At 60.8% G+C, this 23,189-nt stretch carries 13 protein-coding genes and 2 pseudogenes; 8 read left to right on the forward strand and 7 right to left on the reverse strand.

Going from position 1 to position 23,189, the window contains the following annotated elements; all coding sequences use genetic code 11:
- Positions 1-8 precede the first annotated feature (8 nt).
- The 3 genes and pseudogenes from QHG62_RS27530 to QHG62_RS27540 all read right to left on the reverse strand — a co-directional run.
- A complete protein-coding gene (locus tag QHG62_RS27530) occupies positions 9-527 on the reverse strand; it encodes a M23 family metallopeptidase (protein ID WP_281148753.1) in 519 nt (172 codons plus the stop codon).
- A gap of 32 nt (positions 528-559) precedes the next feature.
- A complete protein-coding gene (locus tag QHG62_RS27535) occupies positions 560-1,600 on the reverse strand; it encodes a L,D-transpeptidase family protein (RefSeq protein WP_281148754.1) in 1,041 nt (346 codons plus the stop codon).
- A gap of 322 nt (positions 1,601-1,922) precedes the next feature.
- A pseudogene (locus tag QHG62_RS27540) lies at positions 1,923-2,171 on the reverse strand (alpha/beta hydrolase); the annotation flags it as partial.
- 425 nt (positions 2,172-2,596) lie between these two features.
- Between QHG62_RS27540 and QHG62_RS27545 the strand changes: the two are divergent.
- Entirely contained in the window at positions 2,597-3,235 is a 639-nt protein-coding gene (locus QHG62_RS27545; RefSeq protein ID WP_281151835.1) for a DUF2272 domain-containing protein, read from the forward strand.
- A gap of 198 nt (positions 3,236-3,433) precedes the next feature.
- Here QHG62_RS27545 and QHG62_RS27550 read toward each other — a convergent pair whose 3' ends face one another.
- The 3 genes from QHG62_RS27550 to QHG62_RS27860 form a co-directional block, all read right to left on the reverse strand.
- Entirely contained in the window at positions 3,434-4,849 is a 1,416-nt protein-coding gene (locus QHG62_RS27550) for an ISNCY family transposase (protein WP_281148755.1), read from the reverse strand.
- 166 nt (positions 4,850-5,015) lie between these two features.
- Positions 5,016-5,408 carry a nucleotidyl transferase AbiEii/AbiGii toxin family protein gene (locus QHG62_RS27855; RefSeq protein WP_281148756.1) on the reverse strand — a complete coding sequence of 131 codons (393 nt, stop codon included), beginning with the start codon at positions 5,406-5,408 and terminating at the stop codon, positions 5,016-5,018.
- A complete protein-coding gene (locus tag QHG62_RS27860) occupies positions 5,390-5,644 on the reverse strand; it encodes a nucleotidyl transferase AbiEii/AbiGii toxin family protein (RefSeq protein ID WP_281148757.1) in 255 nt (84 codons plus the stop codon). Before QHG62_RS27860 ends, QHG62_RS27855 begins: the two co-directional genes overlap by 19 nt.
- A 262-nt stretch (positions 5,645-5,906) precedes the next feature.
- Here QHG62_RS27860 and QHG62_RS27565 point away from each other — a divergent pair, with 262 nt between their 5' ends.
- Positions 5,907-6,182, forward strand: a complete 276-nt coding sequence (locus tag QHG62_RS27565; RefSeq protein WP_281148758.1) for a hypothetical protein — start codon at positions 5,907-5,909, stop codon at positions 6,180-6,182.
- 247 nt (positions 6,183-6,429) lie between these two features.
- Here QHG62_RS27565 and QHG62_RS27570 read toward each other — a convergent pair whose 3' ends face one another.
- Entirely contained in the window at positions 6,430-6,690 is a 261-nt protein-coding gene (locus tag QHG62_RS27570; protein WP_281148759.1) for a hypothetical protein, read from the reverse strand.
- On the opposite strand from QHG62_RS27570, the gene QHG62_RS27575 reads away from it, so the two are divergent.
- The 6 genes and pseudogenes from QHG62_RS27575 to QHG62_RS27600 form a co-directional block, all read left to right on the forward strand.
- Positions 6,689-14,731 (forward strand): putative Ig domain-containing protein, encoded by an 8,043-nt coding sequence (locus tag QHG62_RS27575; protein ID WP_281151836.1) that lies wholly within the window; start codon positions 6,689-6,691, stop codon positions 14,729-14,731. The genes QHG62_RS27570 and QHG62_RS27575 overlap by 2 nt on opposite strands.
- A gap of 25 nt (positions 14,732-14,756) precedes the next feature.
- The gene (locus QHG62_RS27580) at positions 14,757-15,023 is read left to right on the forward strand and encodes a hypothetical protein (RefSeq protein ID WP_281148760.1); all 267 of its coding nucleotides are present in this window, start codon (positions 14,757-14,759) and stop codon (positions 15,021-15,023) included.
- Positions 14,974-15,687, forward strand: coding sequence for a hypothetical protein (locus tag QHG62_RS27585; RefSeq protein WP_281148761.1), 714 nt, complete (start codon positions 14,974-14,976; stop codon positions 15,685-15,687). Before QHG62_RS27580 ends, QHG62_RS27585 begins: the two co-directional genes overlap by 50 nt.
- A 2-nt stretch (positions 15,688-15,689) precedes the next feature.
- The gene (locus tag QHG62_RS27590) at positions 15,690-21,575 is read left to right on the forward strand and encodes a putative Ig domain-containing protein (protein WP_281148762.1); all 5,886 of its coding nucleotides are present in this window, start codon (positions 15,690-15,692) and stop codon (positions 21,573-21,575) included.
- 87 nt (positions 21,576-21,662) lie between these two features.
- Complete coding sequence (locus QHG62_RS27595) at positions 21,663-22,883, forward strand: glycosyltransferase (RefSeq protein ID WP_281148763.1); 1,221 nt, start codon at positions 21,663-21,665, stop codon at positions 22,881-22,883.
- A gap of 190 nt (positions 22,884-23,073) precedes the next feature.
- A pseudogene (locus QHG62_RS27600) lies at positions 23,074-23,169 on the forward strand (XRE family transcriptional regulator); the annotation flags it as partial.
- Positions 23,170-23,189: the final 20 nt, after the last annotated feature.

Below are 23,189 nucleotides of genomic sequence, written 5' to 3' on the forward strand. Positions count from 1 at the left end.
ATGCCTGGTCATCGCGCGGCGTGCCATGCGCAATACGGGTTCAGCGCTTCGCCCTTCCACCATTGCCTTTCCGGACCGAGCACAAATACCGCGAAATGCAAGTGTGGTGCGTCGGGCGCGGCGTTGCCAGTCGTTCCGACATATCCGATCAGGTCGCCACGCCGAAGCTGCATGCCTTCATGCAGGCCTTCCGCATAACGATCCAGGTGCGCGTAGTAGTAGGCAAGTTGGCCTGCCGGGTCGAATTGATAGACGGTGAGTCCGCCCGGCTTGCTTTCGAACAGTTTGACCAGCTTGCCGTCTTCGACGGCGCGCACAGCGGTCCCGCGCGGGGCCATGATGTCGAGCGCCTCATGGCGGCGGCCGAGGCGTCCGTCCAGGAACGTGTCGCGGACGGTTTCGGGCCGGATGCCATCGACAGGAAACTGCAGCGCGCGGGCGGCGAGTGTCGCTGGCCAGGCACTGTCGTCACAAGCCTCTGCAATCGCCCAGGCTGGCACGGCGAGGCAAGCCACAGCCACCGCCATTTGCGTCCGAGACACGTGCATCGGCAGTCTTTTCAGGCCTTCACGTCGACCGCGAAGCCCGCTTTTGCCAGCAGCGACAGGCGTGCCGCATCCCAGTTGGTCAGGTGGATGCAGCCATTGGTTGTCGCAGTACCCACGCGTTCTGGCGCCGGAGTGCCGTGGATGCCCCAGTGCGGCTTTGACAGCCCCATCCAGACGTTGCCGATAGGGTTGTTGGGACCTGCTGCGATATCGACCTTCGCCGCGCCGGCCGGAGCCTTCTTCAGGATCGCCGGATCGTACGTGAAGGTGGGGTCCTTCACTTCGTTGATGATTTTCATCTTGCCCAAGGGCAGCGGGTCCAGCGGGCCGCCAATGCTGATAGGAAAGCCGGCGAGCGGCGTGCCCGACCTGTCGAGCACGAACAGCATGCGATCACTCTTGTCGATCTCGATTGACGCAGCGGCCTTGACGACGCTGGCATCTGCCGTGCTCGTGATGTTGACAACCACGATTTCCTCGCGCGCCTCGAATTTGGCTCCGGCATTCAGGGCGAGCAAGGCCTTGGGAGACATGTGGTGCTTCTCGGAAAGGGCTTCCTTCAGGTTCTCATAGCCGGACGTCTTCATCTTGGCTCGCTCGGCCATCGCCCGCGGCGTCGCCGCAAAGGGACCCGCCGCGTCCTTCTCGGTGATTGCATAGATGGCGAACAATGGCGCACTGTCGCGCTTCAGCGAGGTCCACGTCGCGGCATCGACCTTGCCGCTCTGCTCAAGACCGTTTGCCTGCTGGTAGGCCTTCACCACGCGGCGCATGTTGGCGCCGAAACCGCCGTCGATTTCACCCGGCGAGAACCAGGCGCGATCGAGCAGGATCTGCGCTCGCATGACCGCGGCGCCGCGTGAGCCTTGCGCGAGCGCCGGTGCTTCCTCGGCTGCATTGAGCCTGTCGAGCGCAGCGGGGCCTGATACGCCGGATCGATCCTTGGGGTCGTTTTTCGCTCCCGCGTGGGCAAACCACGACGTGGCGGCTGTGGCGCTGACAGCAAGACAGGCGGCATTGCGGAACAAGATTCGACGGGAAGAAATCATCATTGGAGCGCGCGGCACGGAGTGAGGTCTGCCGGACCCTACGGTTGGCGACGCGTGCGACCTGTAGTCTCAAATAGACACCAAGCCTCGGACTGCGCCGCATTCACTCAAGCCGCGCGCCATCTCAGTCCAACGGGGCCCACGTCAACCTTACCAGCCCGCATGGCGCTGGAATGCAGCGTCGAACCTCTGCGCGCTCGGACGCGTCACTGGGAACAGGGCAAGACACGTCCGCGGACCTCGCAACTCGAAGACCTTGCGCCAGTGAGGGACCTTGGCGCGCGCGAAGTTGGTCCTTCTCCGCGGAAACAATTCCGAGGTGAGTGAGTTCCGCCACAGCCGCGGCGAAAGCATGGGGCGCCTCCTGGGGCAGGTTGTGCCCGATCCCTCTCTTAACCACGCGATGCTCGTACCTGCCCGAGAACTTTCCAACATATGCGCGCGCCTCAGGATGCGGTGCACCGTTGGCATCGCCTTCGGAAGTAATCGTGGGAACGGTGATGATCGGCGCTTTGGCGAGCAGGCTCTCCAGAGCGTGGGACTTCGATTCGCCTTCGGCCAAGCCGAGCCGCCTCTCAAATCGCAGCCCCACGAATATGGGATGGATTTCCGGTCACGCGTACCTACACTGGCGCCCTGAGACGCCCGCGCAACGCGCGCCGGGAGCTGGAGAAATGCAATGAAAACGATCGCAAGTCCAACCGCGCGGCGCGTTAACTTGATTCGATTTATCGCTTGGACAAGAAGTAGAAGTCCATGAAAGCAAAACTCGGAACAATTGCGTGGCGCTTGAGCACTTTAGGCGTGGTAGCGCTTCTGCTTGCTTCATGCGGTGCGCCGCGAAAGACTCCCCTTGCGCCGACCTATGTTTCGGATGAAAGAATTGAGAAGCTGCGCGCCACTCTCGCGACAGAGTGGGTGAGGTGGGGCAGTACAGTCGTACTGGTCCCGTCCTTGAAAAGTGAAGCTGCGGATCTCCCCAAGTCGTCAGAGTTTTGCATGAGATTCGAAGACGGAAGCTGCTCCGCCGTCGATGACGGGTGCGGCCAAGAACAAACGGCAAAACTTTGCCCCGTTGTTGACGAATACTGGCTCGCCCTTCCGAGGGGGACACCCGTACACACCTGCCACAAGCTCGACCTATGCAAGACAACTTGGCCGCCTGACGCTGGCAGGCCGCCTAAAACACCGGCTTGGTCTGCAGCTTTCGTGAGCGCAATGTTTGCAAAATCGGAGTTCGAAAAGACCGAGTTTCGACGCGCATCAAGCCACGCGTCCTATATCGCAGCTGCGCGAGACAGCTTTACTTCCGCCTATGAAGTTGTCCCAACCCCTGCTGTGGCAAGCGTCGGCGATTTGATATGCGCCCCGAGACAAGAGGCGACGGAATCCATTTTTCCGAAGACGCTCAATCTCATCGTCGGTGGTGGCGAACCGACCAAGATGCATTGTGACGTTGTCGTTGCGGCTAGTGACAGGTACGTGGAAGCCATAGGCGGCAACGTCCAGCAGAGCGTAGCCAAGAGCATCGTCGAACTGGATGAACAAGGGCGAGTGGCGTACGACCTTAACAGTCATCGACCGTGGGTCTTGGTGATGAAGGCGCGGAAAGCCAACGCCAGACCTGTTGGCTCGTGATCGGTTGCTAACCTGCTGGCGCCCCGACGCGTTGAGGATGCGCAGAACCTGACGCCGGGTCATTCCTCAACTCGAATTCCCTGTCAAGGCCAAGTTCAAATGTCGCACTGCCAGCCAAATAGAAATGTCGCATTTCCTCTTTTTGGGTGGACCCGGCGAACGCCGTGACTGCCTTGCCTTTGAGCCTGCACAGACCTTTCAGCCGGAGGCCAACACGGTTGTTTTCTTGGGCGCTCGGCAGACCGCTCTGACCGCTTCGTCGAGGTCCTGTGACGTGAACTGCCTAGACCGTTTGGTCCCTGGCAAAGCCTTGGTGGAGTAGGGCGCTTGCCCCCGATTCGTTCGCGAGGGCGTACTGGACTTCCTTCTGTCGTCACGCTGCGCCTGGATCACCAGCGCAGCCTGCAGGGCGTGGCTCAGGCGCTTGTTCTCGACGATGGCGGCGGTGTCGACCTGTGGCAATCGGTCGTAGCGCTCGTAGACCAGATTTGCACCGTCGGCCCGCAGCTCGATGCGTCCATCCGGGTACTCGAAGACATCGATGTAGCGATGGATCAGCTTGCGGTTGGCCGGCGTGTCCTTGAGCAGGTAGATCACCCGGTCGTGCTGCAGCGTGAGCGACAGCGACACCTTGCGCTGCAGCCGCCAGGTGAACAGCAGATCCAGATCCTCATCGGCGCGCACCGGTCTGTGCGCATCGAACTCGCGCAGCGGCGCCTTGGCGAAGCGGGCGTTGAAGTCCGCGATGAAGTGCGGTGCAAACGCGTTGGCCGCCTCGCGCGTGTTGATCTCCCGCAAGCGAAGTTCCTTCACCAGGCGATCCTGCAGAGTCAGGTTGGCGCGCTCGACCCGGCCCTTGGCCTGGCTGGTGTTGGCACACATGATGTCGATGTTCAGTTCGAAGAGAACGCGTCCGAATTGCGTCGTGCCGCGGCCGAAATCGGTCGAATCGCGCACTGAGCGGAAGATGCTGGCCTTGTCGCTGTAAAACGCCACCGGCTTGCCATGCTGCTCGAGGTAGGCCCGCGTGGCTTCGAAGTACGCGAAGGCCGACTCGGTCGGCACGAAGTGCAGCTGCATCAGCTGGCTGGTGGCGTCGTCGATAAATACCAGCAGCGTGCACGATGGCGCGCGGTCTTCGAACCACGCGTGGTCGCTGCCGTCGATCTGGATCAGTTCGCCTCGGCAGGATCGACGGTTGCGCGGCTGGTGGATCTTGGGGGCGCGTTGTTTGCGGGGCGTCCACAGGCCCGCCGCCATCATCAGCACCCTGACGGTCTCCTTGGCCAACGCAAGCCCGTGGCACTCACGGAGCTTCTCGCATGCAAGTGTTGGTCCGAAATCAGCATACCGATCCCGGATCAGCGCAGTGGCACGTTCGGCGACGCCTGGCGCCAGTTGACGGTTGCTGGGCCGACCTCGCTTGCGCGAGACCAGCCCGGCAACACCTTCGTTCTTGTACCGCTGGACCAGACGCTCGAGTTGCCGTCGACTCAGACCCAGCCGCTGCGCGGCCTGGCCCGCGCGCGCCATCCGGTCGACAACGGCCTGAATGGTCTTGAGGCGATCGGCTTCGCGCATCGACATGGTGATAGTTGCCGTCGGTGTTGCCATTGCTGTGCCTCGGATCCAGAAGCTGGACCGGGGCAACAATGCGACATTTCTATTCGGTCAAAACACGACATTACTAATCAGCCGCTACATTCCCAGGCAAGGCAATTAAGATTATGTTAAATCTTATGTAAATAGCTGAGGCAGCAAGTTAGACGCGATGCGAAATCTACTTCGACCGGTCCTCTCTATGCTTCCCGGCTTCTTTGGGCGGGAGTATCGGAGCCAATATCGTGTGAGCGAGTGTCAAGCCTTCCCAGAATGACATCTGAAAAGAACGAGATTGGATCATGTCGAACTCGAGTTCCGTGGCTTCCGCTCGGTCTTCGAGTCGCCTCAGGAACGCCGCTGCGTGTCGCTCCCTATGCGGAAGCGCAATGTCAATCGCCTCCGGCTCGAAGGTGGCCACGGCACAAAGGTCGAACAGGTCACGTGCCTTTGCTTCACTGCCACGATGCCACATCTTCTTAGCAATGACCTCTGCGGACGTTTCGACGCGGATTGGTCGCCCTTGGCAGTCGACGACCTCGAAGTTCGGCTCTGTCAGCGGCGGGCCGACCACAATATCGATTTCGTAAGCGTCGAGTTGCAGCTTGATGAACTGCGCGTTCTCTTCGTACTCGCTGGTGAGATCCTCAGCGGGACCGCCGAGGCGGGGGTCACATAACCTAGATGTTGCGGGTCCGGCACAAACAGATCGATGTCCTTGCTGAATCGATGGTCGAAGCCGAGCATCAGCACCGTGCCGCCACCGAACGTCCAGGGCGGCTCGACAGTGACCTCTTCCAGATGGGACATGAGCCGCAGCGCCAGGGGCCAAAGTTTGCGCCATGGAGGGGTACGCTTCAGGTGGCGAGCGGCGCCAAGGGTTGTTGGCGTACCAACACCGAACAGCGGTTTGGGCGGCCTGCAAATCGGCGGTGACGTGTGATGTAGTGCACGGAATTGGTTCTGCTTGATAAGCAAGTCATTGCATCTTGGCTGCACTGCTGGTTACATTCGAGCCACCAAGCCGGCGGGTATTTTTTGGCAGAGCAAGTGCCGGCACTCGGAGACCCGAATGTCACTCTTGTTCTTGATGAGGCTGCAGCATGTGCAGCTTCCCGTCCGCGTCGCGTGCCCGGAGGAGCTGCACCACGTTTCGGTGCTCAAGGCCACGGGCCTGATCGAGGCCGAGTTCGCATCTCGCAGGCCGACCGCGCGCTACGTTTCTTCCCGTTTAGCGACGGTGCTTCGCATCACGGAGAACGGGCTCGCCGAGATCGCCAAAATGGGCGATGTCCCAGAGCTCGTGAGGACTTCGATGCAGTTCACCCGCGGGTTCCGGTTGATGTGACCTCTTCCTGAATATCCTTGGCTTGCCACCCGAACGGTCAGTTCCGACCGGGTTCTGCAGTTGCAGACGCGGATGCCCAGGGCCCCGCCTATACCGGCGAGACGAGCGACTCGGCCGACATTTCCCTGGGAGCGGTTTTCCTCTGCCGGCTGGTCTGTGCAGGTCCGGCAGAATGTCGCGCGCGTGGATTGCGAGCGAGGAGGGCCTTGGTCCTCATCGTTCGGCCGGCACTGCCGTGAGGATTCGTTCAGTGGCCGACCACGACCCGCACGACCGCATCGAGCGGCAGCGAGCGCCAATCCAGCCATTCACCCGCCAACAGGCGGTGCGTTGGCGCGGCGTCCTCTTCGCCGGGCGCCCACTGCAAAACCAGCCGCTGCTCGCCAAGTCGCAGCGCGATCTCGAAGCCCGGCCAGTGTGCGGGCACGCGCGGCGTGAGCGAGAGCATGCGGCCCTTCACGCACAGGCCCAGCAGTGTTTCAACCGAGGCGCGGGCGGTGTCCTTCATGGCTGGGGGGCCCGGCCGGTTCGCCAATGCATCCTCGATCCAGGTCGTCAAGGCGTTCATGGATGGGGGACTCTTTCAGGCCAACGGCCAGAGGCAGACGTTCACGCTGGCCAGCGCGGTTGCACTGGCCGGAGCCAAGAGTGCCAACGTAGATATCCGCCAGTCCAGCTATGAAGACGGGATCAACGACCACGCATTCCGTACATACGTCTATCAGTCATCCGGCTTCACGCTGGCGCAGGGTGCCACGTTCGTCATTGAAGCGGATGGCACGCGCCACATCGAAGACCTTGCCATCCTTCCGTTCAATGACGATTTTGACTTCGAATCGGATTCGACGTCCTCCAAGATCGGCAATGGATACCTCGAACCCCGCATCGATCCGACGGGCTTAGGCCGGAAAGTCGTGATCAGTTTCGATCCGGCGAGCAAGTCGGCCGTGCCGCGCGTGAACTACACGGCCGCCGACTTTGCGGCTGACAAGCAACGCGAGATCCAGACGTACCACCCAGCCACGGGTTTGGCGCATGCGGCCGCCGAGATGCCGGGTTTGGTGGAAGACCTCTGGACCCAGGGCATCACGCGGCTGCTCGACTCACAAGGCAGGGTGATCTTTCACGGCACCGCCGGTGGCGACAGCCTGGGCCCTTCCAAATTCCCGTCTGGACTGTACGCACCATTGCGCACGGCGCTCAACGAGAAAGGCATTGCGCTTTTTGGCGGAGCAGGCAACGACCAGTTGACGGGAGGTTCGAGGAATGACTACCTTGCCGGCGGCGTTAACGACGACCGCCTGAGCGGAGGGATTGGCAACGACACTTACGTTTTTCAGCCGGGCGACGGAAAGGACATTGTGCTCGACAGCGACGGTCTGGGCGAGATCGTGGTCGGCGGCACGACCCTGGTCGGCGGCGGTGCCGCGGAGTACAAGCTCGTCGGCAACAAGCAGGTGTGGACTGTCGGCAGCGGCGCGACGGAGGTCATCTACACCCTGGATGCCGGCGGCAGGACACTGGTGATCACCGGGGCGCTGCTTGGCGCCGGCAGTCAGATCACCGTGAACAATTTCGATCCATCGCGCGCCGTCGGCTACCTCGGCATCCGACTGAGCACGACATCGAAGGTGGTGCTGCAGCAGGACCTCGGGCCCAATCCGTTCGCGGACAGCGCCTTCGACCCCGCCACGGCCAGCGGCACGGTCAATATCAGCGAAGGAAATGGCAAGACCTTCGTTTTCTATCTCAACCGCCCTGCCAAGGCTGGCGAAACCTTGACGCTGGCGCTGTCCGACCTGGCCGACAAGTTCCAAGTCATCCTTGGCGACAGCACCGTGCCCGCCAACGGTGCGGTGATCACCTTGGTCCCCGGCCAGGACCGCGTCCTCGTGTCGCTGATCCAGGTGGGCGATGTGGAGGAGGACGGCAGCGCGCAACTCAGCGCATCATTCCAGGATGCCGATGGTAGCGTCAACTCGAACGCATGGGAGATCGCCCTTCACGACGCCGGCGAGGCGGCACGGACGTATAACGGCGATCAGCGCGCGCTCATCCGCGGGGTCGAGGTCGACTTCGAAATCCAGCCCGGAGATCCACGCTACAACACCTACAAGTGGGTGGCTGCGAGCTGGGGCACGGATGGCACCCTCAACGGAGGAACCGCGGAGGCCGACTTCAACGACGTAATCGACGGCAGCAGCGGCGTCGACAAGATCAACGGGCTTGGCGGCAACGACGCGCTTGACGGGCTGGCAGGCAACGACGAGATCAACGGGGGGGAGGGCTCGGACCTGATCGGTGGCGGCAGCGGCAGTGACGTCATTCATGGCGGCGCCGGCAACGACCACATCTTCGGCGCGACCGGCCTCAATGTGTTCCAGCGCGTCAGCCCCGATGATCAATGGGTCCCGCCGCCCGGCACGACGCTCGTCACGCAGGGCAGCAACTGGGGGGTCTACAACAACGGGACCAACAACACCGTGGTAGGTGGCGGCTCCCTCGCGATGGATTCCGACGGGGACGTCATGTTCGGCGAAGCCGGCGACGACAGCGTGAACGGCGGACTGGGGGGCGACTATCTGGACGGAGGCGAGGGCGACGATCAACTGTGGGGACATGGTGGCAACGACATCATCGTGGGTGGCGCCGGAGCCGACTTCCTGATGGGCGACGGCATCAAGGATCTCGGCTTCTACGAGACGCTCGACGGCACGCTGCATGGGAACGATTTTCTTGATGGCGGAGAAGGCGACGACACGCTCAAGGGCGGCGGTGCCGACGACACGCTCTACGGCGGCATGGGCGCCGACCTTCTGTGGGGTGACGACGCCTCCGAGCAGAAGCTTGAAGGCGGCTTTCATGGCGAGGACTACCTCGATGGCGAAGACGGCGACGATCAGCTCGTGGGCGGCGGACGCGACGACACGCTGTACGGCGGCGCGGGCAATGACAACATATGGGGCGACGACGACAGCGAGGGCAACCTCGCTGGCGCCTTCCACGGCATCGACTATCTGGACGGGGAAGAAGGGGATGACCAGCTCATCGGCGGAGGCAAGGACGACACGCTCTTCGGCGGCGACGGCGCAGATTTCTTGCTGGGCGACGATAGCGAATCGCAACTGGCAGGCAGCTTCCACGGCGCCGACTGGCTCGATGGCGAAGCCGGCAACGACCGCCTGATCGGCGGTGGCGGTGACGACACGCTGTACGGCGGGGCGGACGACGACGTGCTGGTCGGGGATGATCAAGACGAGAGCAGTCTCGCCAGCGAGTACCACGGCAACGACCAGCTTGATGGCGGCGAAGGCAAGGACCAGTTGCTGGGCGGAGGCGGAGACGACATGTTGTACGGCGGTGCCGGCAACGACATCCTCTGGGGCGACAACGAGGAGCAGAAGCTGGCGGGCGCCTCCCACGGCAGCGACTATCTCGATGGCGGAGACGGGGACGACATCCTTGTGGGCGGAGGCGGCGACGACGCCCTGACGGGCGGGGAGGGCGCGGATGAGCTGCAAGGCGATGCTGGAGCCGCCTACTTGGCCGGCCAGTTCCATGGCAACGACTCGCTCGATGGCGGCGCGGGCGACGACCGGCTGTTCGGCATGGGTGGCGACGACGTGCTTTTAGGCGGCGACGGCAACGACTATCTGAGCGGCGACGGCAATCTCGTGGACGTGGCGCTCGAGTTCAACGGCAACGACACGCTCTACGGTGGCGAAGGCGACGACACCCTGATGGCCGGTGACGGCGACAACTATCTCTCCGGCGACGACGGCAACGACACGCTCTGGGGGGGCAGCGGAGACGATGTGCTGCTCGGCGGCGACGGCAACGATTTCATCCGCTCCGGTTCCGGAAACGACATGATGAACGGCGGCGCTGGCAGCGACTTCTATTACGTCGCGCTTGGCAGCGGCACCAAGCACATCGAGGACGTGGAGGACGGCAGTTCGAATGTCCTGGTGCTCGAGGGCGGCTTCAATCTCGGCGCGGTGCGTCTGTCGCTGGGGTCGCTGGTGATCGGCGACGCCTCCGGCAGCACGCAGATTCACTTGGACGGCGTGGACTACGACGACCTGGCAGGTACCTCGCCAATCGACGAAGTGCAATTTTCCGATGGCAGCCGGATGACGATCGCACAGCTGATCGAGGCGGTGCCGATCGATCTTCCCGTCACCGAGCAAGCTGACTTCGTGCAGGGAACTTCAGGCCGCGAAGTCATCAACGCCCTGGCTGGCGACGACATGTTGGACGGGCGGGCCGGCAACGACCTGCTCGATCTCGGCGCAGGCAACGACATCGCCTATGGGGGCGAGGGCAGCGATACCGTCACGGGTGGGGAGGGCGATGACCTCATCTTCGGCGATGGCGGGGCAGACGAACTCGACGGAGGCAACGGCGATGACCGGATCGCCGGCGGCTCGGGCAACGACGTGATCGCTGGCGCTTCCGGGGCCGACGTGCTGGTCGGCGGCGAGGGCGGCGATGCGATGACGGGCGGCGACGGAAACGACGTGATCGCGGGCGATGCGGGTGCGGATACCCTCGAAGGCGGCCTCGGCGCGGACGTGCTCGCAGGTGGCGAGGACAACGATATCCTTCTTGGAGGTGGCGACGACGATCAGCTGGCGGGTAATGCCGGCAACGACCAGTTGGACGGCGGTGCAGGCAACGACGTTCTGGTGGGCGGCGCCGGAAACGACCGTCTTGACGGCAACCTCGGTGCCGACGAATTGTCCGGCGGCGCCGGCGATGATGAATACCATGTCGACAACGTTGGCGACGTCGTCAGCGAGGCACAGGACGAAGGCCGCGATGGCGTCTTTACCGGCATCAACTACGTGCTGGGCGAAGACCTCGAAGACTTGCGCATCCTGCAAGGCTCGCAGGCCACCCATGCGACTGGCAATGGGGCGGACAACGCAATCGTGGGCAACAACATCCTTGGCAGCACGCTGCTCGGTATGGCAGGCAACGACATCATCGACGGCGGCGCCGGCAACGACCTGCTGGACGGGGGCGAAGGCACCGATGTGCTCGCAGGCTTCACCGGCGACGACGAGTATCGTGTGGACAACGCTGCCGATCAGGTCAACGAGGGTTTCTCGAGCGGGATCGATGCCGTGATCTCCACCGTGAGCTACGCGTTGTCGAGCAATGTGGAGAACCTCACGCTTACAGGTCCCAAGGCTCTGGACGGCACCGGCAATGCGCTGGCCAACGTCATCACTGGCAACGCGCTGGACAATGCACTCCATGGTGAGGGTGGAGACGACAGTCTCACCGGCGGCGCGGGCAACGATGCGCTCGATGGCGGCAGCGGCGCAGACGTGCTGGACGGCGGCGACGGTGACGACGTGTACATGGTCGACAACGCGCAGGACGTGATCCTCGAGGGAGCCGGTGGCGGAACCGATACGGTGGTGAGCGCGATCAGCTACGTGCTGGGTGCCGATCTGGAAAATCTCACGCTGGTCGGTCAGGATGCGCGCAACGGCGTCGGCAATGCCGGCGACAACGTCATCGTGGGCAACGAAAACGAAAACCGCCTGGACGGGGGTGGAGGCGAAGACCGGCTCGAAGGTGGCCTGAACAACGACACCTACGTGGTCGACAGTGCAGGCGATGTGGTGATGGAGCTCGAGGACGAAGGATTCGATACGGTGGAGATCGGCAGAAGCTTCTCCGTCTCGGAGATCGCGAACATCGAGAACGTGACCTTGACCGGCACGCTCGACATCGATGCCACGGGCGACGATGGCAACAACGTGCTGATCGGCAACGCTGGCAACAATGTGCTCGATGGCGGCCTCGGCGACGACATCATGGAGGGCGGCGCGGGCGACGACACCTACTTTGTCGATGAAAACGACAACTGGGTGACGGAGTACCAGGACGAAGGCGTCGACACGATCGTTCGCAACTACGACACCACTTACATCCTCGATAACAACGTCGAGAACCTGACACTTGCGGGCACTGTCTACCGGGGCAACGGCAACAACCTCGACAACGTCATCACCGGCAACGATGCCGACAACAATCTCCTGGGCCTTGGCGGCAACGACACGTTGATCGGTGGCGCGGGCGCAGACGCGCTGTTCGGTTCGGAAGGTCAGGACATGCTGATCGGCGGCACTGGCGACGACTACTACGAGATTGACGATGCCGGCGACGCCATCGTCGAGAACGCCGGCGAGGGCGACGACTTCGTGCGCTCCTCGATCAGCTGGGCCTTGGGCGCGAACGTCGAAAGACTCGCGCTGGACGGCGCGGACGATCTCTACGCCACGGGCAACAGCCTCGCCAACGGCCTCTGGGGCAACGACGGCAGCAACATTCTCACGGGCGGACAGGGCAGCGACTTCCTGTCAGGCGGAGCGGGTGACGACATCTATGTGTTCAACGCGGGCGACGGACAGGACACCATCGACAACACCGACGCGCTGGAATCGCTCGATACGCTGCGTTTCGGCGCAGGCATTGGCGAGAACGACCTGCTGGCCTTCCAGTCGGGCAGCCACATCTTCTTCAAGATCAAGGGCACATCCGACCAGATCGCGTTCCTGGACTACTACGGCGCAAATTCGCAGAGCGGCGGAGTCACTCAGGACCACAAGATCGATCACGTCGAGTTCGCCAATGGCACGGTTTGGGACCAGGCCATGATCCAGACCGTGGTCGATCGGGCCAACAACAATCACGCGCCCTCCGTCAACAGCTTCCTGCCGACGCTGAAGGCCAGCCAGGGCAACGCCTTCAGCTACGTGGTACCGGTCAGCACCATCACCGATCCCGACGTGTGGGACTCGGTCATCTACAGTGCGACGCTTCCCAACGGCGATCCGCTGCCATCGTGGTTGTCCTTCGACGCGCAGACGCGCATCTTCTCGGGCACGCCGGGTGCTGGCGATATCGGAAGCCTGCAATTCGTGCTCTGGGGTACCGACAACTATGGCGCCGGTACCGGCATCTATGTCAATCTGAGCGTCACGCCGCCCAATCAGGGGCCAGTCATTGCCGCGCCGCTGGCCGACCAGAGTGTGGCCGAAGGCACGGCGGTTAACTACACCGTGCCATCGGGCGCCTTCACTGATCCGGACGCGGGCGACAGCCTCAGCTATGCGGCCACGCTCTCGGATGGCTCGCCGCTGCCGTCCTGGCTCAGCTTCAATGCCAGCACGCGCAGATTCACGGGCACGGTCCCCATTGGCGCGCTTGAGCCCTTGAGCGTGCGAGTGACCGCGACCGACCAGGGCGGCTTGTCTATCCAGGACGTGTTCAGCATTGCGGTGACGGTGCAGAACCTCACGCTGAACGGCACCACCTCGGCCGAAACCCTGACGGGCCGGTCCGGGAACGATGTCATCGATGGCAAGAGCGGCAACGACGTGCTGATCGGCAACGGAGGCAACGATCGGCTGATCGGCGGAATCGGCAACGACACGATGAGCGGCGGCGCAGGGGACGACACCTACGTCGTGGATTCGGCCACCGATCTCGTGAACGAGAATGCGGGGGAGGGCACCGACGCTGTTGAGTCGAGCGTGACATGGGTCCTGGGAACGAACGTCGAGAAGCTGACGCTGACGGGCACGGCCGCCATCAACGGCACCGGCAATGCACTAGACAACGTGCTGACCGGCAACAGCGCCGCCAATACCCTGACAGGCAATGCCGGCCATGACGTGCTCGATGGTCTTGCCGGTGCCGACACGATGAAGGGCGGGACTGGCGACGACACCTATTACGTGGACAACGCCTCGGACGTGGTGACGGAAGTGGCCGGCGAGGGCAGCGACACGGTCCTGTCGACGCTGACGCACACCCTGGCGGCCAACGTCGAGAACCTGCGCCTCAACGCCACGGGGGCCATCAACGCCACCGGCAACACGCTGGACAACATCCTGTACGCGGGCGCCGGCAACAACATCCTCAACGGCCTGGGCGGCCTGGACACCGCCTCCTACCTCTATGCGGGTTCGGCCGTGACCGTGAGCCTGGCCTCCACCAGCGCACAGGCCACGGGGGGCTCCGGCAGCGACACGCTGCAGAACATCGAGAACCTCACCGGCAGCGGCTTCAACGACACCCTCACCGGCAGCGCTGTGGCCAATGTGCTCGACGGCGGCGCCGGCAACGACGCGCTGACGGGGGGCGCCGGCAACGACACCTACCGCATGGGCCGGGGACAAGGCAGCGACACCATCGCCGAGAACGATGCCACGGCCGGCAACACGGACGTGGCGCTGTTCGGCTCGGACATCGCGACGGACCAGCTGTGGTTCAGACAGTCCGGCAACAACCTGGAGGTGAGCGTCATCGGCACGAGCGACAAGTTCACCTTGACCAACTGGTACTTGGGCAACCAGTACCACGTGGAACAGTTCAGGACGAGCGACGGGCAGTTGCTGAGCGACAGCAACGTGCAGAACCTGGTGCAGGCGATGGCGAGCTTCTCGCCGCCAGCGGCGGGGCAGACCACGCTGCCAGCGAACTACCAGAGCAGCCTGAGCTCGGTCATTGCCGCTAACTGGCAATGAAGCCATCGCGCGAAACCAGGGGGCCATGCGAGTGCTCGTCGTCCATCAGAAATTCTCTTGGCTCGCCGCTGAGCGACGAATGGAGCGACATCACGCCAAGCGCGCCAAGGCGCCGTCGGAAATCAGTCGCCGCCAAGCCGAAATCGCCGCGGTGCGCGAGGTGCACGCCAAGCTGGAGACCACGGTGCTGATCGCCATACAGCGAGCGCGTACCCATGAAAAACCACCGATAGTCGAGTTATATGTTCATCTCAAAATTTATTGTGCTGCTTGCTTGTTTTTTATTCCTTGACGCAAGCGCAGCCGGCAGCCAGTTCAACGCCCGACCGGAAACGCAAAAGCACACTGATTGCCTAGATAAATTGTGCCCAAGAGAAATTACTCCAAAGACCGGTCCTTCAGAGGTTGCCCTCAAATTGAACGGGCATTGGTTCATTGGCCCAAGGAAATATTTCAGTTCAGTCCGCAGTGCTGCCTCGTTCGAGTGGTGGGACCACAAGGCGCTCGACCCTTCCGAAAAACGCCCATCAGACGCGCAGCTCCTTGCGCTCGATGGAAAAGGATACGATCTTTCTGTTGAGATATTTCTGCGCTCAAATAGAAAACCACCCAGCAGCCATGGCATGTACGACTTGCTGATTGACGCCGAAAAAGAAAGCCGAGTGCTTAGCAAAACAACACTTCGTTCTGGTCTTGAGGTCTGGCGAGTTCAAGATCAGATCAATGGAGTCGCGCCGGGTCTTTGGTACGTCGCAACGCAGGTAAAGGACGACAATGGCTTGCCACCAGTGGTGTATTGCCGAGACAGCAACCCTAAATTCGATCGTTGCACAATGGGTTTTATGTGGCAAAAAGACATCTATGCTGACATTCGTTTTCGTGGAAAGCACGGATCTGACTGGCCCGAGATCTACAAAGAAATATTCCGCATTCTTCAGCTAATGAAAAGGGCATAAAAATGACCGTACTGAGTGCACTCGAACTCCAAACACTGGCATCCAAAGAGGTGCAGGCGCAGGCCGGACAGATCGGGTTTTGGCAAATCTACGAATGGCTGGCAGATTTGTTGGTGACCAAAGGTATTCCGGGCTCTGACCCAACATTGATCTGGCTGCGCGGCGCAACTGAAGCCAATGCAGGCCGCGGTACGATGGCTGAATTAATTCGTACCTATACGGAGACGCAATATCAACTGCGTTATGGCGCCGCTGTTCCGAGTGGAAAGATGCAAGAGGCCTCTGACGCAGTCGCTCAGAACTTGCTGGATGACCTGCTCGGAAGAAATCCACCTTGGCCAATTGGTCAAGTTCCCGATATCGATCGGATCGGCCAAGCCGACGCCACCGCTGTAGGAAGAGTGCTGTTTAACGCCGACCCCCTGGATACTGCGGCCGAAGGGCAGCAGAATTCTGCGTGGGCCGGTGCTTTGCTGTTTGGTCCTTTGGGCAATGATCAGACGGGCCGGCTGACGAGCACGGGAAGCAGTACCAGCGGAGTCGATAGTCTCAATGACTTGCGCGATGTCCTGTACGCTGCCGTCTCCTACGCAGCTGGTCTCCAGGCCGCCAAGATTTTGTGGCCGGTCCAAGGTCCAGATCAGCGGGGACGTGACACCGCGACAATGACAGGGACTATCTTCGCTTATATCAGCGGAGGGGGCCCGGCAGGTGACTTGTGGGACATGATCACTCTCGGCGCGACAGGCGCTGTCGGAAAAGTTTTGAAGGTCATCGGCGATGTAGGGCCCAACGCCTTCCTCGACATGCTGATGGGTGCTGTTGCAGGCAAGAGTCTGATTGGGAGCACCAATGACGCTAGCTTCTCCGGCAGAGCAAATACATTCTTTGGCGCGTATGGCGCCGAGATGCTGAAGGTCATCAGCGCAGAACTCCTTCCAACCAGCGCTTCTGCGCTAGCCGGCAAAGCTCGGACTGACGTCAATGCCCGCGCTGCGCTAGGGGCGCTGAGCATCATCAGCGTGCAAGTCAGCAGTGCCGTCGCAAGTCAATTCAATTTATACGATCCGGCAACAGGCCTGGGCATCACTCAGAACTGGATCAATGATCGTGCTGCCTTTACGGCGAATCTCTATACAAAGCTCAACGGACTAGGCGGGATCGTCAACGGAAGCGAGAACCTGCGCTTCTTCGACGCTGCAAGCAACACCGATGTGCTCGTGGGCGCAGGGAGTTTCCAGCGCAAGCACTATCTTTTCGGTGGGCAAGCCGCGGATGAGTTTAGCGGCCAAGGTCTCGAGGACCATTTGTACGGGGATGCCGGAAACGACACATTGAAGGGACTTGGCGGAGACGACTACCTTCAAGGTGATGCAGGTGACGACATTCTCGAAGGGGGCTCCGGCAACGACATCTTGAGCGGAGGCAAGGACACCGACACATACAAATTCTCTGGCGTCTGGGATTCAGATACGGTCATCGATGCCGACGGGGTGATCGAAGTTGTCGGCAGGGGCCGTCTGACGGGTGGCGGCACCAAGAGGATCTCCAGCACAACCTGGCAGAGCGAAGACGGCCAGGTGACCTACAGTGTCGTGCAAGTGAATGACTCCCGGCGGGATCTCGTCATAGATGTGAAGGACGGAGAAAACGAGGGAAGCATCACCATCCAGAGCTGGAGTGAAGGCAAGTTTGGTATCAGCCTCGAAGGTGAGGTCGATTCGCCCCCGAACACAACTCTGTTCAACGGTGACTTCAAGAAGGCAGAGGACACCTCAAAGGCCCAATATGTGATCGGTGCCGATGGAAACTATGTTGCAGACGGTGAGGAGGTAGGCGCAGCCGATCAAATCACCGGTACGTCTGGAAGAGACCGCATCTTTGGACTTCTTGGCAACGACGCATTGCTGGGACGTGGAGGCGACGATTACATCGACGGAGGTGAAGGTGCCGACGTGCTCATGGGTGGACTCGGCGCCGATACGCTTATCGGTGGCAGCGGCCACGACATGATTTACGGATCCAGCAGCGGTGCGCTGTACTACCCCGTATCGACCTACTATACCCCGCCCAGCCCGACTATGACCTATGGCTTCGGGCAAGGCTTCTCATGGCAGCAGCAGTCGCCCGGCGTCGACGAAGATGGATTCTGGCTTCGCTACCTTACTTCCACTGTTCAGCGAGATGCCGAAATCGAGGATGAGGGTAACTTTATCGACGCCGGAGGCGGGCTGGATTGGGTTCTGGCGGGCACGGGGTCGGATGTGGTGCATGGCGGAGACGATGCCGACGACATCTATGGGCTCGCCGGAAGGGACAAGCTATACGGCGATGCCGGAGCCGATCGCATCTTCGGTGACGGATCGGTAGTCTCTGATCAAGAACTTATCAGAACCGATGCCACTCTCCACGGAGCCGACCTGATCGTTGGTGGTGGCGGCAACGATATCCTCATCGGCCAAGGAGGTGACGACACGCTCTACGGCGGCAATGATGACGACAAGGTGTACGGCGATGATCGCAACACCGATGACACGCCAATCGCGATTCATGGCAAGGACTATCTCGACGGCGGCGCTGGCATCGACCAGTTATGGGGTGGAGGTGAAGACGACACCCTGTTCGGTGGCACCGAAAACGACAAACTGTGGGGCGATGACGAAACCGACGTCAAGCTGGTCGGCGCCGCTCACGGTGATGACCGGCTCGACGGCGAAGCTGGGGACGACGAGCTTGTCGGCGGAGGCAAGGACGACGTTCTATACGGTGGAGCCGACAACGACAAGCTATGGGGCGACGCGAAGTCACCGGGCGCACTTGCAATTGAGTTTCAGGGCAACGACTTTCTTGACGGCCAAGAAGGGAACGACGATCTCTACGGAGGCGGTGGCAACGACCAGCTGTATGGTGGCTCTGGCGCCGACGTTCTGCAGGGTGGAACAGGGCGTGACCTAATTTCGGGTGGAGCGGGTGCCGATACCATCAAGCTGGATGGGGGGGCGGTCGGTGACGACAGCATATTGTTTGGTAGAGGCGACGGTCATGACGTGATCCAACCGGGGCCGGATGGTGTCGGCACTCCAGCGAGCACTATTAATCTGGGGCCTGGGCTGACTCTTACTAGTTTAAAGGTCTATCGGCCAAGCGGCAGCACATTGAGCGATGCATATCTCGTGCTGGATTTCGGTGACGGTGATCAGATCGAAATTCAGTCAGGTGCAGCCGCGGGCCTCGAGGGCCTCGCCTTCGCAAACGGGACATCATTGAGCATGGAAGCACTGTTGAACATGACGGTTGCCTCCGGGACAAGCGGCGACGATATTGTCAACGGCACAGGCTATGTGGATGTGTTAGACGGAGGTGATGGCGCCGACCAGTTGCAGGGCTTTAGCGGCGATGACCAGCTCACCGGTGGTGGCGGACGCGACGTATTGATTGGTGGCAAGGGCAACAACACTTACGTGTTTGCTCCCGGCAGCGGCTCGGATCTTCTTCGTCCGACCGAGACCGAACAAGCGATACTGCGATTCGATGGCGTCCAAGTATCGGGCCTTCGCACCTCTCTGATTGGCAACGATCTTGTGATCCAGGCCGGTTCCGGTGATCTGGTGCGCATTGAAGGCTATGCCACTGCGGCAATTGGAACGACGTGGACCGTGGAAGCGGGCGGCCAGAGTCTTTCTCTCCAAGCACTGGTAGCCGCCGCCGCGCCCGTCGAACTCTCGCAATCATTGACAGATCGCAAGCAGAGGTTCGTCGATGATCAACTCGTCCAGCTGCAAACCACAGCGCAGTTTTATCAGTATCAGGAATGGGGATCGCCCCTCGGCGGTGCAGGAGTACCAGCCGCAGTGAGGCAGGTGAGCCGGCAATTGGTGGCTAATGAGACATACCGTCATTCCAGCTATCTGTCCCTGACGCCGTACACATACACGATCGGCACCACAACAACCAATCCGGTCTACGCAGAAGCCGATCCAATTCAACCCACGAGTGGCAAGATCATTACTTGGGGCAATCTCCCGACACTCGCGCAGTACTATTCGCCCACAGGTGGCTATTACGAATTGCCAGCTTCCTACGTGCCGGTCTATGGAACTGACGGCAACGGACAGCAAACTCAGCTGGGGTGGTACGTCGCTAACGAAGCGCCGGTCGCGGCTCCAAGTTCAAGGCTTGTTGGTTGGCAGACTACCTATTCGGAACAGACGATCACTGTCTCTGCGGGCACGGCGACTCAACTGCTCATTAAGGGTACTGCAGGCGCAGATGAAGTCCGTCCGGAGCCCGGAGCTTGGACGCTTGATACCCTCTTCAGAGGAGTGATCGAAACTGGAGCTGGCAATGACCGCATCCTGCTTGCGACAGGGAACACAGATGCCGAGAGCGCTGATCTTGATCGCACCAAGGATTGGGGCAGCGTCCTCCCCGGTGTCGCTATTGATTACATGGCTGCAAGCTTTCGGCCGCGCGGTCTCGGCGCTTGGATCGATGCCGGCGAGGGCGATGATGAAGTCGTCGGATCGGATGCAAACGATGTGATCATCGGCGGGGCGGGAAGTGACGTAATGGACGGCCAGGCAGGCGCTGATACATATTTAATTTCAAGCGGCGGCAACGATGTCGATCGCATACGCGACGTGGCAATGTTCGATTGGGGTGACTACAACGACTGGAGAGGCTTCCTGTTCCAAATGTACGGTGGTGATCTCAACAACCCGAACCGTGACATCGTCGAGTTCGACACGGATATCCAACTTGAAGATCTAAGTTATCGCTGGAACACGGAGCAAGCCAGTACGGGCTATAAGACGCTCGAGCTGTTCCACGAAGGGCGGTTGTTCCTGGCAATCGACTACAGCACTGCGCCTGTCCCTCCGGGGCGGGAGGTCTCCCTCGCGGGAGTCGAGCGGTTCCATTTTTCGGGTGGCCAGATCTTCACAGTCGACGGGCTTCTGGGCGCAATAGCGCTTGAGATCGATAACAGCCCACCCGTCGTCGCTGATCAGATTTTCGATCAGGATGCAACCGAGGGGGATGCGTGGACATTTGTAGTCCCCGAAGAAGCATTCCAGGATGCAGACCCAAGCGACACTTTGGAGCTGACTGCAGCTCTGGCGAATGGGGATCCGCTGCCTTCCTGGCTGAGCTTTGACGCGGAAACACGTACTTTCAGTGGAATTCCAGCGACCAGTGATGTCGGCAACCTGGGGTTGCGTATCACCGCAACGGATACCGCGGGTGCCACCGCCAGCCAGGATTTCGAACTCAGCGTTGCTGCGCTATCGGTGAGCGAAACCATCACCGGTACCATCGGCGACGATGAACTCTTTACAACTGCCTCTGCCAGGACGCTTCTGGGGCTGAGTGGAGACGACACGCTGCACGGTGGCGAGGGGGACGACGCATTGGATGGTAGTGCAGGAAGTGACGACTTATTTGGAGCCAATGGCAGCGACACGTTAGATGACGGCACGAACGACGACAACCTGAATGGCGGAGCGGGTAACGATGCCTACTTGCTTGCACGCGGTGGAGGTCAGGATTCGATATGGGACTTCGACGTCCAGAGTGCCAATGCGGATGTGGCGATGTTCCGAAGCGATGTAACGCGAGAGCAGTTGTGGTTCCGGCAGACGGCCACTGACTTGGAGGTGAGCATCGTCGGAACGGACGACAAGTTGATCATCCAAGGTTGGTATGTTGATGGTTCAGCCAATCACATCGAGCAGTTCAAAACTAGCGACGGCAAAGTGCTGCTGGACAGTCAAGTGCAGAACCTGGTACAGGCGATGGCGAGCTTCACGCCACCACCAGCAGGCCAGACGACGCCGCCGCCGGACTATCAGAGCAGCCTGGCAACAGTTATCGCTGCCAATTGGCAGTAAGACTCCCGACGCGTTCACTGCCATGAATTCACGTGGATGGCAGCGCGTCGCTCTATGGAAGCGTAGCTCTGCAACAAAGCACGACCGATGAACCCGCGCCGCATTCTCTTGGCGTGGGAGCACGGTCGGAATTTGGGCCATCTGGTTCGACTCTCCGAGATCGCGATGCAGATCAAGGCGAGGGATACGGAGGTGGTCTGGGCTTTACCCCCACCAGAACTAGATCACCCACTCGTGAAGCGAGTGGGTGGGCTGCGTTACGCAATGCCCCTCGCTCGGGAGGGGGGGGCGCTGGACATCAGGCCGAATCAGGCGCGCCTCCATTCGTTCGCGGATGTTCTCCTCTCCCTGGGATTTTCAGACGTCTCTCTCGTCGAGCACAGGGTATCGAGATGGCTGAAGTTGTTCGAGGCAGTAAGACCTCACGCATTGCTGTGTGACTACGCCCCGGCGGCGCAGATCGCCGCATGCTTGGCTGAGCTCCCTGCGATGCAGATCACGAACGGATTCGATGCGCCGCCCGCGGATTTTCCATTGTTTGAGTCGTCCATTCGGGGACCCTACATCGAACGTGCGCGAGCGAAGAGCATCGAGCAGTTTTCTGAAACTATTCAGCGCATCGGCCACATCCACAAAATGCCCGGCCTTGATCTCGGGAGGTTCATGTCGTGGCCACGGCGAATGCTGGACATCATTCCCGAAGTGAATCCCTATGGGCCGATTGATGCTGTGGGAACTTACGTCGGTCCTTTCATAGGAAGCGATAACGTGCACTTGCCTCAATGGCCTGCATCGGGGGAGGCGAGCCCGAAGAGGGTATTTGCTTATCTGCGCGGAGACGAGCGACTGGTGGATGTTCTACTCAAGGCACTTTCGTCTGCTGGAGCCGCCGTATGCTGCGTCTGGCCCGAGGCATCCGATGGGCTGCTGCAAAATTACAAAGGCACAAAGGTCCATCTCACGCGTCAGCCCGTCGATTTAAGCGCTAGCCTGCATGGCGCGGACGCGGTGGTGAACTATGGTTCATCGTCCGTGCTGTGCTCAGTGCTACTGGCAGGCAAGCCTCAACTGATGGTTCCCATGGACGTGGAGAAGTTGATGTTCGCCCGCCGTGTGGAGAGTCAGGGCGCAGGTGTCGTTTGGCAGACCAATGGCCAGAGACTGGAAGGATTGGTCGACAGGCTCTTGAATGACGCCTTGCTCGCGCAAAGCGCGCGCGCTGTCGCGGAGCGCAACTCTGCTGCGACACTGAAAAACGCACGATCGACGATGATTGACGCTCTTTGTCGAATTCCACCGGCCTTTTAGGCCACGTTGAATGTGGCGCCTTGCGGGCTAGGCGGTCGCGAAGCCGTCAATGCTTCGGGAAAAAATCATAAATCACTGGTCGGTGTTGATTGCCACCGAAATTTGACCCGGCTAACGCACTAATTTCCGTCTAAGACTGACCCACGTAAAACTCTACCCTGCTCATTTTTTGAGGCAGGGGATCCTAGGAGTGATAGACGTGGCGACATTGAGTGTCATCAGACGCTGGCCCCTCCGCGAGCAGATGTCCATTCGCGAGATAGCCAGGCGTACAAGCCTGTCTCGTAAGCGCGGCCTCAAGGCCCT

This window comes from Variovorax paradoxus (assembly GCF_029919115.1).
Taxonomy (GTDB): domain Bacteria; phylum Pseudomonadota; class Gammaproteobacteria; order Burkholderiales; family Burkholderiaceae_C; genus Variovorax; species Variovorax paradoxus_O.